The sequence below is a fragment of the Amycolatopsis alba DSM 44262 genome (assembly GCF_000384215.1).
Classification (GTDB): domain Bacteria; phylum Actinomycetota; class Actinomycetes; order Mycobacteriales; family Pseudonocardiaceae; genus Amycolatopsis; species Amycolatopsis alba.
The window spans coordinates 6,853,649-6,868,310 of the sequence record NZ_KB913032.1 but is presented as its reverse complement, the minus strand read 5'-3'; the positions used below and the strand labels follow the sequence as shown (position 1 = coordinate 6,868,310).

Genomic DNA, 14,662 nt, shown 5'->3' with positions numbered 1-14,662 from the left:
GCCTATGACCAAAGTCCTCTCCGCCGTCGACGTACGGCCGAATCCCGATGCCTCCTGGATTCGTACCGTCGAGGGTATGGCCGGCAAGGACAAGGCGCGGATCCCGCGCGTGACGTACGAACGGGAACTGCTGCGGTTGCAGGCCGAGCTGGTCAAGCTTCAGGAGTGGGTGCGGCACGAGGGCGCCCGGCTGGTGGTGGTGTTCGAGGGAAGGGACGCGGCGGGGAAGGGGAGCACGATCAAGCGGGTCACCGAACATCTGAACCCGCGCGTCGTGCGGATCGCGGCTCTGCCGAAGCCTACCGATCGTGAACGGACGCAGTGGTATTTCCAGCGCTACATCGAATACCTGCCCGCGGCCGGTGAGATCGTGCTGTTCGACCGCAGCTGGTACAACCGTGCCGGCGTCGAGCGGGTGATGGGGTTCTGCACTCCCGAAGAACACAGGCGCTTCCTTCAGCAGTGCCCCATCTTCGAGCGGCTGCTGGTCGACGACGGCATCCTCCTGCGGAAGTACTGGTTCTCGGTCAGCCGGGACGAGCAGGAGCGGCGGTTCCGAAACCGGATCGACGATCCGATGCGTCGTTGGAAACTGTCCGCGATGGACCTGCGATCCGTGACGCAATGGGAGGACTACTCGCGGGCGAAGGACGACATGTTCGTGCATACCGATACCGCTGGCTCTCCTTGGCACGTGGTCGAAAGCGAGGAGAAGCGGCGCGGGCGGCTCAACATGATCGCGCACCTTCTCTCGAGCGTGCCCTACCACGACGTCGTCCATGAGGCGGTTTCGCTCCCCGCACGTCCGGAATCGAACGGCTATTGCCGCCCCGACCGGCTGCTGCAGAACTACGTCCCGGACCACGCGGCGACCTTGAAGGAGCCAAAATCATGAGCGCGACCGTCGTGACCGCACCCGGCACCGTGTACTTCGATACGGTGTCTCTGCGGCAGCGGCCCACAGCGGCCCGGCGACCTGCCAGGCGAGTACTTCCTCACCTGGCTCGTGCGGTGGCCGGGAGAGTCGACGCTCGCGTGTCCGGGATCGCTGCGCTACCGGCCGGTCCGGACCGTGACCGCGCCGTTCACGGTGTGCGGAAAGCGGCCAAGCGGCTGCGGTACGCGTTGGAGGCAGGTGCCGAAGCGCTGCCGGTCGAGGCCAAGCCCGCACTGCGTGCCTTCCAGGACCTCCTCGGGGAATTCCAAGACGCTGTCGTCGCCCGCGAGCTCTTGAGCGCCTTGGAGGTCGCTGACGGTACCTTGACGGCGGTCCAGGCGCAGGAGACGGCCAACGCCGATCGATGCGTGGCCGCCCTGCCGAAGGCCTGGCGTGAACTCCGCGATGCCCTTCGTCCGTTATGGACCTGGTGCGCCGGGCGCTGCGAGGGACGAAAGTCCCTCGCCCAAGGGCACTTTGACGCCATCCGGCGGACGCGGCGCACTCGTACGGTCGGGCGGGAACCGGTCCGAAGTGGCCGGTGACGTTCAGACTCCACGGAGGGTGATTTCCCTGCTGACCGGAATCGAACTCGATCACGACCTGAGGTGCGGGCTGGCGGGCTACCTGGCCGCGGTGAGCGCCGCGGTGGGAGTGGGACAAGAGTCCTGTGCCATGGACCTCGATCACCCCGCGTCCGCCTACATCGCCCTGGACCAGCGGTTGCCCCGCCATCCGGAGCGGGACATGGCCCTGCTGTGGGACGAGCGCCACGGCTGGGCCTTCTCCATGGAGACGCATTCCGGAGAGGACCTGCTGGTGCTCGCCTACTTCGGAGGTGAACTCGTGCCCTCGCCGGACGCCGTCGGCCGGTTCGTGACCGCGATTCAAGCTGCCGGCGGTGCGTCCACAGCTCCCGTTCCACCGGCGCCGCGAGCCGATCGCGACCACGTGAAGGCTCGGCTGCTGCAGTACCGGCGTGATACCTGGGCCGCGACGGCATCGCGCGGTCACTTCGTCATCTCGCGGGTGTGTTCGTGACCCATCGAACGGACAGGTCAGGATGGCAGCGCCCCGAGTTGGAACCTGCGGACGCGTTCTCACGCCCGCTGAAACGGCGGGACGGGCCGAAGGTCCCTGGGACCACGCGGCGTAGCGTCGCCGGCGCGAGTTCGCGATGCTGTTCCGGAGGAGGTCGATCGTGAAGAATCTGCCACCGGAGATGCATGCCTGGCGGGTCACCCGGCCAGGGCCGATGGCCTCCGGGCCCCTCGAGTGGTCGCTGGTGGCGGTCCCGCGGCCTTCCGCCGGCGAAGTGCTCGTCAGGGTGCTGGTGTGCGGGGTGTGTCGCACCGATCTGCACGTCGCCGAGGGTGATCTGCCCGTCCACCGGCCGGCGGTCACGCCGGGGCACGAGATCGTCGGCGAGGGCGTCACGGGATTCGCCGACGGCGACCGGGTCGGGGTCGCTTGGCTCCGCGAGACATGCGGAACGTGTCGGTATTGCCTACGTGGCGGGGAGAACCTGTGCCCGGAGTCGCGGTACACCGGTTGGGACGCAGACGGCGGGTACGCCGAGTTCGCTGTCGTGCCGGCCGCTTACGCCCTGCCGTTGCCCAGCGGATACACCGATGACGAACTGGCACCGCTGCTGTGCGCCGGATTGATCGGCTATCACGCGCTGGCGCGGGCGGACCTGCCCGAACGCGGACGCCTCGGAATCTACGGCTTCGGCGGCAGCGCGCATCTGACCACGCAGGTAGCGATCGCCCGTGGTGCCACGGTGCACGTGATGACTCGCAGTGCGGAAGCCCGGAAGCTGGCGTTGGAGCTCGGCGTGGCCTCGGCCGGGGACGCCGCCGATCCGCCGCCGGAGCCTTTGGATTCGGCGATCCTGTTCGCCCCGGTAGGGGAGCTGGTGCCTCCCGCGCTCGAGGCGCTTGATCGCGGGGGTACCTTGGCAATCGCGGGGATCCACTTGTCGGACATCCCGTCCTTGAACTATCAGCGACACCTGTTCCAGGAGCGTCAGGTCCGCAGCGTCACCGCGAACACCCGCGCTGACGCCCGGGAGTTCCTGGACTTCGCAGGGGCTCATCGGCTGGCGGTGAGCACGGTGCCCTATCCCTTGTCCAGGGCTGATCAGGCGCTCTCGGATCTGGCGGCGGACCGGGTGAACGGTGCCGCCGTGCTGAGAGCGACACCGGATCCCTGCTGACCCGGTGCCTCCGACACCTCACGACGCGTTCCGCAGCGGCGGGCGGCCCACCCGAGTGGGCTCACCGTGCCGTCAGGGTTCGCCCGATCAGTTCCACCAGTTCGACCGTGCGGGTCGCGTAACCCCATTCGTTGTCGTACCAGCCGAACACCTTCGCCAGGTGTGAGTCGGCCTTCGTCAGCGGGGCGTCCAAGACGCACGACGCGGGATCGCCGATGATGTCCCGGGACACGAGAGGAGCCTCGGAGTAGCGCAGGATGCCCTTGAGTGCGCCGTCGGAGGCCTCGGCGAACGCGTGGTTGACCTGCTCCACGGTGACCGGTCGGGCGAGTTCGACGGTCAGGTCGGTCAGCGAACCGTCTTCGACCGGGACGCGGACCGCGACGCCGTCGAGCTTGCCTGCCAGTTCCGGTAGCACCAGGCCGATGGCCTTCGCCGCGCCGGTACTGGTGGGTACCACGTTGACCGCCGCCGAGCGGGCGCGTCGCGGATCCTTGTGCGGGCGGTCGAGGAGTGCTTGATCGCCGGTGTAGCTGTGGATCGTGGTGAGCAGCCCGCGGCGGATGCCGAACGTCGAGTGCAGGACTTTCACCATCGGCGCGACGCAGTTCGTCGTGCACGACGCGTTGGAGATGATGTGGTGCTTCGCCGGGTCGTAGTCGTCTTCGTTGACCCCGAGCACGATCGTCACGTCGACGTCCTTGCCCGGTGCGGAGATCACGACCTTCCGGGCGCCCGCGGCCAGGTGCGCGCCGGCGGCTTCACGGGTGCGGAAGCGGCCGGTCGATTCGACGACGACGTCCACGCCGTGTTCTTCCCACGGCAGTCGCGCGGGTTCGGTCTCGGCATGCACCTCGATCAGATGGTCGCCGACTCGCAAGGCGCCGTCTTCGGTGACCTCGACCGGGATGCGCAGCCTGCCGTAGGTGGAGTCGTGGGCGAGCAGATGCGCCAGCATCTGCGGGGACGTGATGTCGTTGATCGCCACCACCTCGATCGGACTGTCCGGCGCTTCCAGCACGCAGCGGAGGATGTCGCGTCCGATCCTGCCGAAGCCGTTGATCCCGACCCGTACCTTTATCAGCTTCTCCTGTCGCCGGCTGCTCGTCTCGATGATGTGCGGCGCGCGAACGCGCCCACAGGGACCTTGGTCCTCGCAGCCGGGGCGGAAGGGCGCCTCATGCGGTGAAGGCGTGCTCAGCTTGATCACCTCGCCCGCGCGCGAGGGAAAGGAGCGCCATCGCCCGCGCGATCGACTCTTGTGGGGAGCCGGTGGTGCTCAGTGCGCGGGCCTCGGGCCACGGCTCGGCGTCGGCGGCCATCAGGTGCGCGATTTCGGGGGTGGCGTCGGAAAGGGTGTCGGTCCGAGTCGCGATTCTTTCCGTCGCCAAGTTTTCCGGTACTTCGCAGCGGATGGCCAGTACCGGGCAGCTGGTGGGCTCGGCGGCCGCGGTGGCGAGCAGCCGGTGCCGGACGGTGGACCACGACGCGTCCACCACGACGGTTTCGCCGAGCGCCAGCAGCGCACCCGCACGGTGCGCGAGTTCCGCGTAGGTCGAGTCGGTGCGGGTTCTGTCGTAAAGGCCCCGCCGGTAGTTCTCGGCGGGGCGCCGGGCAGGGGCCAGCCCGGAGAGTTCTTTGCGGAGCCGGTCCGACTGCAGGAGCGTCGCGCCGAGCGAGTCGGCCAGCCCGCCGGCGACCGTGGACTTGCCGGTACCGGGCGCGCCGCCGACGAGGATCAGCCTGACCTGGCCGAGCCGCAGGTGCCGCAATGCGATGCCGGCGTAGTCGCGGGCCAGTTCGGCGGACTCGGTGTCGCCCTGAGCCGAGCGCAGGCAGGCGACCTTGACCCGGACGAAGGCACGGTAGGCGAGGTAGTGGTGCAGCAGTGCCGGGGGCGCGGGGTCGCCGGTGAACTCGCGGTAGTCGGCGACGAGGTGCGCGGCCAGTTCCGGGACGCCGAGCCGTTCGAGGTCCATGGCGAGGAAGGCGATGTCGTCGAGTACGTCGACGTGGCGGAGATGGTCGTCGAACTCGAGGCAGTCGAGCACGCGAGGGGCGTCGTCGAGGCAGAAGATGTCGTCGGCGAGCAGGTCGCCGTGGCCGTCGACGACGCGCCCTTCGGTGATCCGGCGGTCGAACAGCGTTTCGCGTCCGGCGAGGAATTCTTCGGCCAGCGCCTCGATTTCGATCGCGGTGCCCGCGTCGAGCACGGTGTCGTGGAACGGCCGGACCTGCTCGAAGCTGTCCCGCCAGCGCCCGCGCACCGCGTCGCGGGTCTCGTCGGCGTCGATCGCGGGCCCGCGTTCGGCTCGGGAGTGGAAGGACGCGAGCTGCCTGGCCAGTTGCCGGATCGTCGCGCGCAGGGGTGCACCGGTGTCGACCAGAGTGGACAGTCTGCGGTCCTCGGGCATTCGGCGCATGACGACGAGGTGGTCGCAGATGTCACCGTCCGGCCCGGTGACGTCGGCGACGCCCAGGTAGACGTCCGGCGCGAGCCGCCGGTTCAGCACCACCTCGCGGTGGCATACCTGCTCGCGGGTCTTGCGTTCGGAAAAGTCGAGGAAGCCGAGATCGACCGGTTTCTTGAGCTTGTAAGCGAGTTCTCCGACCAGGAAGACCACGCCGATGTGGGTTTCGTGCATACCAGCCCAGCCGGGTGACGGATCGTTCATGGATCGAGCATCGGCCCGTCGCTGTCGTGGGCGAAGTGCGTTAGGTCCCTGTCATGGCGACGGAGGACCTTCGCTTCAGCGGCGAGGACGGCGCAAGGTCCTGGTGCGCTCCATGAGGTGCGCCGTTCCCGTCGCGGAGAAACATTGTCAGGCGGGCGTCGGAACGGGTCCGCCGTTGGCCGGCGTCTCCTGGGCCGGCACCGTGACAAGCGTGTCCGGGATGGGGTGTGGCGCGGTCGCCGCCGCGGCTTCGCGGGCCAGGAACGAACCCAGCTCGCCGATGGTGCTCATCAACGGCGCGGGGAACACGACCGTGGTGTTCTTGTCGACCCCGATCTCGACCAGGCTCTGCAGATTCCGCAACTGCAGCGCCAGAGGGTGCTCCATCATCGTGTCCGACGCCTCGCCCAGCGCGGCGGCGGCCTGGGCCTCACCTTCGGCGTTGATGATCTTGGCTCGCTTCTCCCGCTCGGCCTCGGCCTGCTTGGCCATCGCCCGCTTCATCGACTCCGGCAGCTGGATGTCCTTCAGCTCCACCAAAGTGACCTCCACACCCCAGTCGAGCGTGGTCACGTCCAAGATCTGGCGGATGTCGCGGTTGATGGCATCGGTCTCGGACAGGGTCTCGTCCAGCGTGTGCTGCCCGACCACCTTGCGCAGCGTCGTCTGCGCGATCTGGTCGATCGCCGCGTAGACGTTTTCGATCGCGACCACCGACTTCACCGCGTCCACGACCCGGAAGTAGGCGACCGCGGACACGTCGACACTGACATTGTCGCGGGTGATGATCCCCTGCGACTGGATCGGCATCGTCACGATCCGCAGCGACACCCGCCGCAGCACGTCGATCACCGGGACGATCAGCCGCAGTCCGGGTTCACGCACCCCGACCACCCGGCCCAACCTGAACAGGACACCCTTCTCGTACTGCTTCACGATCCTGATCGACAAACTCGCCACCAGCAACACGGCGGCGGCACCGGCGGCGATGATCCAGCCACTCATGAGATTCTCCGTTCGACGGTGAGAGGATTGACCGCCGAACCGTTCGGCGGCCGAGACCTAGCGCTTGACGCGGATGACCTGGACGCCCGAACCGCCGCTCACACAGGTGAACGTCGGTGAGCAGAGATACGCGGAGATCATCGCGGTGGCATTGCCCACCCGGAACGGGGCGGGGCTGGTGGTGTCGACCCAGATCAGGTAGCTGTTGGGGTGCGGAGTGCCATCGCAGACCACGGGCTTTTCCGGCCGGCCGGAGCCGAACGCGATGCGGCCGGACACCGCCTGCCGGAGGCTCGCGCCTCCCTGGTTCGTGGCGACCTCCATCGAGGGGCAGGTGAGGGCGACCGGGACGCGCACGAGGGTCGGATCGAGCAGGTTCGCGGCCTTGCCCACGGTGATGGTGACCGTCGACTCGTCGGCGTGGGCGAGCGTCGATGTCATGCCGAGCAACACGCAGGGGATCGCCAAGGCCACTGCCGAACGGGTCCTCCAGGTGGTCATCTCAACCTCCACAGGTCGTGGTTCACGGTCCTAGTGCCAGAGCGCCGCGTGCTGCCCGGCGGAGAAGTCGGCTCGGCCGACCGTGATCCCGGCATTGTTGATCGCGTGGGCTCTCGCTTCGGCGTTCGGAGTCGGCTTGGGGTACTCGTGCGCGATACCTGACCGGTCCCACCAGACGGGCGCCGCCCCGGTCCCGTCGGGCGCGACCACGGACCCGATGACGACTCCGGCGTCGTTGACGGCGGCGGGCTGACCGACGCCATCCACCCGTGGCGGCGCCAGCACGGTGACCCGGCCGGAGCGATCCCAGCGGAATTCCGCCCCGAAGCTGATGCCGGATCTGCTCATCCCGAACGTGTAGCTGATCGCCTCGATTACCTCGGGCGGCCGCGTGCCTTCGCGCCGGTATCGCCAGCGCGCCATGTGAAAGCCGTCGAGCCGAGCGATCTCACCGATGACGAGACCGTCATCGGTGACCCCCGTGGTCCAGCTGGTCGCCTGATGCGGGGCGGACGGTAGCTCGACCACCGCATCGTCGCGATCCCAGAGGAGCGCACGCGGCCCGCTCGGATACTCGGCGAGGCCGGCGATCAGGCCCTGGTTGTTGATACCGGTGGCGACCGCGTCGATGGCGCCTGACGGAAGCCCGAGATCGACGACCTGGCCGCCGGAAGTCCAGCGCACGGGATGGCGGTGCCCGCCGGACGCGCTGTCGGCATGGCCGACGACCGTGTCGAAGTCGTTCATCGCGACGGGACGCGCTCCCTTTCCCGCGGCGAGCGGGGCCAGCCGGGTCAATGTCCCTGCCGCGGACCACCGCAGCGCGCAGTCGAACAGGGGATCGGTGGAGCAGTTCTCCGCGAAGCCGAACACCGTGCCCCGCTGGTTCACCCCGAGCGCGAACGTGTCATGCCCGTCGACCGAACCCAAGTCCGTGATCCGTCGAGCCCTGTTCCAGCGGACGGCGTGAGAGGTCGTGCTCCCCGCAGTCGTGGAGTCGCCGACCACGACGCCGTTGTCGTTCAAGGCTGTGGCCGCACTTCTGCCTCCCGGCAAAGCGCCCAGATCGACGACCGCCGGCGCCCTGGTGTTGCCCGGGTCGTGTGCTTCCGCGGGCCCGGCGGCCAAGCCCGACAGCAGCAAAGCCGCCGCCGTCACCCGCCACAGTCGAGGACCTGTGAGACCGAACATGACACGCTCCCTCCCGGTCTGTGCCGGACTCTCAGCCTCATCCGGTGACTGACGCGCACCCAGTGGCCGACGTTTTCGATTTCCGGGCCGAATTTCCCTATTCACGGCGCGATGGAGAGTCGAGAGTGTCCGGCTCCCCAGGTGGAGGTCATCGCCGGGGAACCAGGGACTGTGGTCCTGGCGCGGGACCGTCGGCCCGGGCCGACGGGACTTCGGGCCCTCCCGTGCGTTCCCGTGCTGCTAGAAGCTGGGAAGCGACCAGACGGGAGAGCGAAGATGAAGATCCTCGTAGCGGCCGCGAGTCGCCACGGCGCGACGCGGGACATCGCCGACGAGATCGGCCGGTGCCTGGGCTCCGAGCTGGGTGGCCGAGCCGTCGTGGAGGTGCAGTCCGCCGAGGATGTCGTCTCGGTCGAAGACTACGACGTGGTGCTGCTGGGCAGTGCCGTGTACATGGGGCATTGGCTCGACGGGGCGAAGACGCTGATCGAACAGCATGAAGTCCTGCGTCACAAGGACGTGTGGCTGTTCTCGAGTGGCCCGGTGGGGGAGCCGCCGAAGCCCGCGGACGAGCCCCTGGACGTCGCCGGGTTGATGACGCTGTCCCGGGCGCACGGGCACCGTGTCTTCCAGGGCCGGATCGATCGGAGCCGGCTGCGGTTCGCCGAGCGGGCGATGGTGGCGGCGCTGCGTGTCAAGGACGGCGACTACCGGGATTGGACGGCGATCCGGAACTGGGCGACCGAGATCGCCGCACAGCTGAAAGCGACGGAAGGGAGCGGTCATGTCGGGCGTGGCTGAGGGCGCGGTGGTCGTCGGGGTCGACGGTTCGGGGTCCGCTCGCCACGCCGCCGTCTGGGCGGCCGGCGAGGCAGTGCGTCGCGGTCTACTCCTGAGACTGGTGCACATCTACGGGATCCCGCAGGTGCGGGTGCCTGCCGTGCTGCCGTCCTCCGAGACGGTCCGGGTCGCTTTCGAGACCCGAGGCAGAAAGTGGCTCACGGAAGCACAGGACGCCGTGTCGGAGCGCTACCCGGATCTTGTCGTCGAGACGGCGGCACGTGAGTGGAGCCCGGTGGCGGCGCTGATCGAGGAGTCGGTGTCGGCGAACATGGTCGTGCTCGGATCACGGGGGCTCGGCGGCTTCACCGGTCTGCTCATCGGTTCGACCGCGGTGGCGCTGGCGCAGCACGGTCACTGCCCGATCGTGGTCGCCAGGGGCAGGCGGCCGGACGACGCGCCACCTGAGACCGGCCCGGTCGTCGTCGGAACGGACGGCTCGGCGGCCGGCGACGTCGCCCTGGCGTTCGCGTTCGACGAGGCGATGCTTCAGAGCGCGGCGCTGACCGTGGTCCGGGCGTGGAACGAGATCTTCGACCACGAGTCGATGCGGTCCCATCCTCTGGCGATCCGGCCCGACGAGGTCGAGGCCGCCGAGCGTGCGGCCGTCGAGGAACAGCTCGCGCCGTGGCGGGAGAAGTTCCCCGAAGTGCCGACGACGGTCGAGATCGTCCGTGACCGGCCGGTGCGCGCGCTGCTCCGCTTCGGCGAGCGGGCGCGGTTGCTGGTCGTCGGCTGCCGTGGGCGTGGCGGTTTCGAGGGCATGTTGCTCGGCTCGACCAGTCAGGCGCTGGTGGCGCATTCGAGTTGCCCGGTGGCGGTCGTCCGCCCCGCGGTCGCGAGCTGAGACAGGGAGCGTAATGCGAGCAAGGGACTTGATGTCGGCCCCCGTCGTCACGGTGACACCGGAGACGACGGCCAAACACGCGGCCGAGTTGCTGGCGGAAAAGGGGTTCACCGCGTTGCCGGTGGTCGACGACGATGGCAGGCTGGTCGGCATCGTGACCGAGGCCGATCTGATCCGGGATCGGTTTCCCCCGGACATCCGTTCCCGGCGGGACCACGAGCAGCACCCCCGTCCGGGCGCGATCGTCGCCCAGGTGATGACGTCGCCGGCGACGGGGATGAGCGCCGGTTCGGATCTCGCCGAGGTCGGCAGGGCGTTGCTGGACGGCCGAATCCGCGCGATGCCCGTGGTGGACGGCTCGACGGTGGTCGGAATCCTCACCCGAGGCGACTTCGTCCGGGCGTTCGCGCGGTCCGATACCGCCATCGAAGCCGACGTCCGCCACCACCTCGAGATCTACGGAGGCCCGGGACGCTGGACCGTCGAGGTCGATGACGGCGCGGTCCGGATCGCCGACCGATACGACAGCGGCACCGACCGGCACGTGGCGAAGCTGCTGGCCGAAGCCGTACCGGGCGTCGTCGAAGCGAAAGTGATCTACCAGGAGGACGAACGATGAGCACGACAGGACTGAAGATCGTCGTCGGGGTGGACGGGACCGAACCTGGACGGGAAGCCGCCCGGTGGGCCGCGAGGGTCGCGGAGCAGCGCGGACTCGGATTGCTGATCGTGCATGCGCTGCGAGTCGAGCAGCTCTCCTATGGAGGCGGCCTGGCGGGTCCGGCACCGTGGTTCGACGTGCTGGCCGGCGAGGGTGAGCGGATCATCGAAGAGGTCGTTCAGCAGGTCCGTGCCGTCGCACCGGAGGTGGCCGTGGATACGGTCATGCCCGCCGACTCGCCCGTGCCGTTCCTCATCGATGCCTCGAAGAAGGCGGTGATGGTCGTCGTCGGCGGCACGGGGCGTGGATTCTTCAGCGAAATGACGATCGGATCGACCGCGTCGGCGGTGATCGCGCACGCGCACTGCCCGGTGGTCGTGATCCGGGGCAGGAAAGGAACGGCCGACTATCCCAAGGAGGGGCCAGTGGTCGTCGGTGTCGACGGGAGCCCGCTGAGCGAGCGTGCGCTCGAGATCGCCTTCGAAGAGGCGTCGTGGCGCAATACCGGGCTGGTGGCCGTGCACGCGTGGCGCGACGTCACCTACGACGACGCCTTCGGCATGGCCAGGCTCGTCGTGCAATGGGAGACCATCGAGGACGAGGAGAAGCGCCTGCTGGCGCAACGCCTGGCAGGCTGGGGCGAGAAGTACCCCGACGTCGACGTCCAGCGAGTGCTCGTCCGTGACAAGCCTCGGCACACCCTGCTCGAATGGAGCGCGAAGGCGCAACTGGTCCTGGTCGGCAGCCGTGGTCACGGTGGCTTCACCGGGCAGTTGCTCGGCTCGACCAGCCAGGCGCTCGCGCATCACGCCGAATGCCCGGTGATGGTGGTTCGCACGGAGAAGAAGACGTGACCGCACTGGGTGCTCCCACGGGGGCCGCGGTGCTGACGGCGGTGGAGCAGTCCCAGGTGGACGCTCAATGGCGGGCGGCGAACTATCTCGCCGCCTGCCAGATCTACCTGATGGACAATCCGCTGCTGACCGAGCCGTTGAAGCCGGAGCACATCAAGCCGCGGTTACTCGGCCACTGGGGGACGTCGCCGGGCCTCAACTTCGTCTACGCGCATCTCAACCGGACGATCGTCCGCCGGGATCTGCGAGCGTTGTTCGTCACCGGGCCGGGACACGGAGGCCCCGCACTGTACGCGCACACCTGGTTGGAGGGCAGCTATTCGGAGGCGTGGCCGGAGGTGTCGTACGACGAGGCAGGGCTGCGTAAGCTCTGCCGGCAGTTCTCGTTTCCCGGTGGCGTGCCCAGTCATGTCGCACCGCAGGTGCCGGGATCGATCCACGAAGGCGGCGAACTCGGCTATTCGCTCGCTCACGCGTATGGCGCGGCGTTCGACAACCCGCACCTGCTGGTCGCCTGTGTGGTCGGTGACGGTGAGGCGGAGACGGGCCCGTTGGCCGCGTCCTGGCATTCGGGGAAGTTCCTCGATCCTGTTCGTGACGGTGCGGTCCTGCCGATCCTGCACCTCAACGGCTACAAGATCGCGAACCCCACAGTGCTGTCCCGGATCTCACAGACGGAGCTCGACGAACTCTTGCGGGGATACGGCTACGCGCCGAAGTATGTGGAAGGGGATGATCCCGCCGTCCTGCATCAGGTCATGGCCGCGGCTCTCGATGTGGCGCTCGACGAGATCGACGGGATCCAAGTGCGTGCGCGGTCCCTCGGCCATATGCGGGACCGGCCCCGATGGCCGATGATCGTCCTCCGGACGCCGAAAGGGTGGACCGGACCGTCCTTTGTGGATGGAAAGCCGGTCGAAGGGACGTGGCGGTCGCACCAGGTACCCATTCCCGATGCCAGGAAGAACCCGGAACATCTGCTGCAGCTGGAAGAATGGCTCCGGTCGTATCGACCCGAGACGCTGTTCGACTCCGACGGCAGGCCGTCGGACGAGGTCACCGCGCTGATACCGCGGGGAGGGCGGCGAATGGGCTCGAGCCCGCACGCCAACGGCGGCCTGACTCTGCGCCCGCTGAACCTGCCCCGGGTCTCCGCCCACGCCGTCGCCGCCGTGCGTCCCGGTTCCGCGGTCGCGGAGCCGACCCGCGTTCTGGGTCGCTACCTGCGAGACGTGTTCTCCTTGAACCGCAAGGCGGTGAACTTCCGGCTCTTCGGGCCGGACGAGACCGCGTCGAACCGGCTCGACGCGGTGTTCGAAGTGACCGCGAAGACGTGGACCGAAGAGATCGAGCCGACGGACGAGAACCTCGCTCCGGGCGGCCGGGTCATGGAGGTGCTCTCCGAGCACCTGTGCCAGGGCTGGCTGGAGGGCTACCTGCTTTCGGGCAGACACGGGCTGTTTTCCTGCTACGAAGCGTTCGTGCACATCATCGATTCGATGCTGAACCAGCACGTCAAGTGGCTGAAGGTGCATCAGGGGATACCGTGGCGGCGTCCGGTGGCTTCACTGAACTATCTGCTGACCTCCCACGTCTGGCGTCAGGACCACAACGGGTTCTCGCACCAGGACCCCGGCTTTGTGGATCATGTGGCGAACAAGAGCGCGGAAGTCGTCCGTGTGTACTTCCCTCCGGACGCGAACACACTCCTCCACGTCGCGGAGCACTGCCTGAAGAGCAGGGACTACGTCAACGTGATCGTGGCGGGCAAGAACGACAGTCCTGTATGGCTCGACGATGAGGAAGCAGCCGTGCACTGTGCCCGCGGCGTCGGCATCTGGGACTGGGCGAGTACGCATACCGAGCGTGAACCCGACGTCGTGCTGGCCTGCGCCGGTGACGCTCCGACTCTCGAAGTCCTCGCCGCGGCCAAACTGCTGCGGGAACTGCTTCCCGAGGTCGCGGTGCGGGTGGTCAACGTGGTCGACCTGATGCGGCTCCAGCCGGCTGCGGAACATCCGCACGGGATGGGAGACCGCGAATTCGACGCCCTGTTCACCGCCGATCGGCCGGTGATCTTCGCCTATCACGGCTACCCCTGGCTGATTCACCGCCTCGCCTACCGGCGCACGAATCACGATAACTTCCACGTGCGCGGATACATCGAGCACGGCACCACCACCACTCCGTTCGACATGTTGGTACGCAACAGCATGGACCGCTTCCAGTTCGTGATCGACGTCATCGACCGTGTTCCCGGGCTCCTGGCCAGAGCCGGCATCGCCCGGCAGCGGATGGCCGACGCGCAGGAGCGACACCGCCGGTGGATCGTCGAAGAAGGCGAGGATCTTCCAGAGATCCGCGAATGGGCCTGGGAGTCGTGAAGCTCTCGGAAGGGTCTTTCGACCCACTCGATCGGGATGTCCGGCCGCTTCGGTACCGGCACGACACAGGTTTGCTGAAGGTGTGACGTTTTCCCGGCGAGGAAAGGAACCAAGGCAATGACGTCTCTCATTCCCGGCCCCCGGCTGACCCTGCCGAGCATCGCGGCCTGGCTGGAGAACCCGTGGCCGTTCTCGGAACACAACCCGGTTCGGGTCGAGGAGTCGGCGGAGGACGGCAAGTATCTGATCCGGGCCGAGCTTCCGGGATTCGACCCGGAAAAGAACATCTCGGTGACCGCGCACGAAGGCCTGCTGACGATCAGCGCGGAGCGCGAGGCGAAGACTGTCGAGCACGGCCGCAGCGAGTTCTATTACGGCAAATTCAGCCGTTCGGTTTCGCTGCCGCCCGGTGCGGACGCCACGAAGATCACCGCGGCCTACAAGGACGGCATCCTGGAAATCTCCATGCCGCTGTCCGACAAACCGCACGAGAAGCAGGTGAAGATCAAGGTCGGCAAGAGCTGACCCTTCCCGGCCGGGCGGACGTGC

15 protein-coding genes are annotated in these 14,662 nt (G+C 68.0%); 10 read left to right on the top strand and 5 right to left on the bottom strand.

The genetic code is table 11. The annotated features are described in order from the left end of the window. Positions 1-76: 76 nt before the first annotated feature. From ppk2 to AMYAL_RS0132350, 4 genes are all read left to right on the top strand, one after another. Complete coding sequence (gene ppk2 / locus AMYAL_RS0132365) at positions 77-895, top strand: polyphosphate kinase 2 (RefSeq protein ID WP_026467626.1); 819 nt, start codon at positions 77-79, stop codon at positions 893-895. Further along, positions 892-1,482, top strand: coding sequence for a CHAD domain-containing protein (locus tag AMYAL_RS46595; protein WP_039794496.1), 591 nt, complete (start codon positions 892-894; stop codon positions 1,480-1,482). Before ppk2 ends, AMYAL_RS46595 begins: the two co-directional genes overlap by 4 nt. 19 nt (positions 1,483-1,501) lie before the next feature. Then, positions 1,502-1,978 carry a DUF6292 family protein gene (locus AMYAL_RS47905; protein WP_020635440.1) on the top strand — a complete coding sequence of 159 codons (477 nt, stop codon included), beginning with the start codon at positions 1,502-1,504 and terminating at the stop codon, positions 1,976-1,978. Positions 1,979-2,159: 181 nt separating this feature from the next. Continuing rightward, positions 2,160-3,155, top strand: a complete 996-nt coding sequence (locus AMYAL_RS0132350) for a zinc-binding alcohol dehydrogenase family protein (protein ID WP_026467625.1) — start codon at positions 2,160-2,162, stop codon at positions 3,153-3,155. 61 nt (positions 3,156-3,216) lie between these two features. Here AMYAL_RS0132350 and gap read toward each other — a convergent pair whose 3' ends face one another. The 5 genes from gap to AMYAL_RS0132325 form a co-directional block, all read right to left on the bottom strand. Further along, the gene (gene gap, locus AMYAL_RS0132345; protein ID WP_026467624.1) at positions 3,217-4,236 is read right to left on the bottom strand and encodes a type I glyceraldehyde-3-phosphate dehydrogenase; all 1,020 of its coding nucleotides are present in this window, start codon (positions 4,234-4,236) and stop codon (positions 3,217-3,219) included. 97 nt (positions 4,237-4,333) lie between these two features. Continuing rightward, entirely contained in the window at positions 4,334-5,830 is a 1,497-nt protein-coding gene (locus tag AMYAL_RS46585) for a bifunctional aminoglycoside phosphotransferase/ATP-binding protein (protein ID WP_143267853.1), read from the bottom strand. Positions 5,831-5,977: 147 nt separating this feature from the next. Further along, the gene (locus AMYAL_RS0132335; RefSeq protein ID WP_020635436.1) at positions 5,978-6,835 is read right to left on the bottom strand and encodes a slipin family protein; all 858 of its coding nucleotides are present in this window, start codon (positions 6,833-6,835) and stop codon (positions 5,978-5,980) included. Positions 6,836-6,892: 57 nt separating this feature from the next. Further along, the gene (locus tag AMYAL_RS0132330; RefSeq protein WP_039794494.1) at positions 6,893-7,336 is read right to left on the bottom strand and encodes a hypothetical protein; all 444 of its coding nucleotides are present in this window, start codon (positions 7,334-7,336) and stop codon (positions 6,893-6,895) included. A gap of 30 nt (positions 7,337-7,366) precedes the next feature. Then, on the bottom strand, positions 7,367-8,527 hold the full coding sequence (locus AMYAL_RS0132325) for a hypothetical protein (RefSeq protein ID WP_020635434.1): 1,161 nt from the start codon (positions 8,525-8,527) through the stop codon (positions 7,367-7,369). Positions 8,528-8,803: 276 nt separating this feature from the next. Between AMYAL_RS0132325 and AMYAL_RS0132320 the strand changes: the two genes are divergently transcribed. The 6 genes from AMYAL_RS0132320 to AMYAL_RS0132295 all read left to right on the top strand — a co-directional run bounded on the left by AMYAL_RS0132320 (position 8,804) and on the right by AMYAL_RS0132295 (position 14,638). Beyond that, positions 8,804-9,328: a flavodoxin domain-containing protein gene (locus AMYAL_RS0132320; RefSeq protein ID WP_020635433.1), complete on the top strand. Its 525-nt coding sequence runs from the start codon at positions 8,804-8,806 to the stop codon at positions 9,326-9,328. Continuing rightward, positions 9,312-10,214 carry a universal stress protein gene (locus tag AMYAL_RS0132315; RefSeq protein WP_020635432.1) on the top strand — a complete coding sequence of 301 codons (903 nt, stop codon included), beginning with the start codon at positions 9,312-9,314 and terminating at the stop codon, positions 10,212-10,214. The genes AMYAL_RS0132320 and AMYAL_RS0132315 overlap by 17 nt, the downstream gene beginning before the upstream one ends. Positions 10,215-10,227: 13 nt before the next feature. Beyond that, on the top strand, positions 10,228-10,833 hold the full coding sequence (locus AMYAL_RS0132310; protein WP_026467623.1) for a CBS domain-containing protein: 606 nt from the start codon (positions 10,228-10,230) through the stop codon (positions 10,831-10,833). Then, positions 10,830-11,729 (top strand): universal stress protein, encoded by a 900-nt coding sequence (locus AMYAL_RS0132305; protein WP_020635430.1) that lies wholly within the window; start codon positions 10,830-10,832, stop codon positions 11,727-11,729. The genes AMYAL_RS0132310 and AMYAL_RS0132305 overlap by 4 nt, the downstream gene beginning before the upstream one ends. Further along, entirely contained in the window at positions 11,726-14,113 is a 2,388-nt protein-coding gene (locus AMYAL_RS0132300; RefSeq protein ID WP_020635429.1) for a phosphoketolase family protein, read from the top strand. Before AMYAL_RS0132305 ends, AMYAL_RS0132300 begins: the two co-directional genes overlap by 4 nt. A gap of 117 nt (positions 14,114-14,230) precedes the next feature. Next, a complete protein-coding gene (locus tag AMYAL_RS0132295; RefSeq protein WP_020635428.1) occupies positions 14,231-14,638 on the top strand; it encodes an Hsp20/alpha crystallin family protein in 408 nt (135 codons plus the stop codon). The last annotated feature ends 24 nt before the right edge of the window (positions 14,639-14,662 follow it).

Coding starts and splice junctions, on each gene's coding strand:
- AMYAL_RS0132295 (WP_020635428.1), top strand. CDS start 14,231: ATGACGTCTCTCATTCCCGGCCCCCGGCTGACCCTGCCGAGCATCGCG.
- ppk2 (WP_026467626.1), top strand. CDS start 77: ATGGCCGGCAAGGACAAGGCGCGGATCCCGCGCGTGACGTACGAACGG.
- AMYAL_RS0132310 (WP_026467623.1), top strand. CDS start 10,228: ATGCGAGCAAGGGACTTGATGTCGGCCCCCGTCGTCACGGTGACACCG.
- AMYAL_RS0132315 (WP_020635432.1), top strand. CDS start 9,312: ATGTCGGGCGTGGCTGAGGGCGCGGTGGTCGTCGGGGTCGACGGTTCG.
- AMYAL_RS0132320 (WP_020635433.1), top strand. CDS start 8,804: ATGAAGATCCTCGTAGCGGCCGCGAGTCGCCACGGCGCGACGCGGGAC.
- AMYAL_RS0132350 (WP_026467625.1), top strand. CDS start 2,160: ATGCATGCCTGGCGGGTCACCCGGCCAGGGCCGATGGCCTCCGGGCCC.
- AMYAL_RS0132330 (WP_039794494.1), bottom strand. CDS start 7,336: ATGACCACCTGGAGGACCCGTTCGGCAGTGGCCTTGGCGATCCCCTGC.
- AMYAL_RS0132305 (WP_020635430.1), top strand. CDS start 10,830: ATGAGCACGACAGGACTGAAGATCGTCGTCGGGGTGGACGGGACCGAA.
- AMYAL_RS46585 (WP_143267853.1), bottom strand. CDS start 5,830: ATGAACGATCCGTCACCCGGCTGGGCTGGTATGCACGAAACCCACATC.
- AMYAL_RS0132335 (WP_020635436.1), bottom strand. CDS start 6,835: ATGAGTGGCTGGATCATCGCCGCCGGTGCCGCCGCCGTGTTGCTGGTG.
- AMYAL_RS0132325 (WP_020635434.1), bottom strand. CDS start 8,527: ATGTTCGGTCTCACAGGTCCTCGACTGTGGCGGGTGACGGCGGCGGCT.
- AMYAL_RS46595 (WP_039794496.1), top strand. CDS start 892: ATGAGCGCGACCGTCGTGACCGCACCCGGCACCGTGTACTTCGATACG.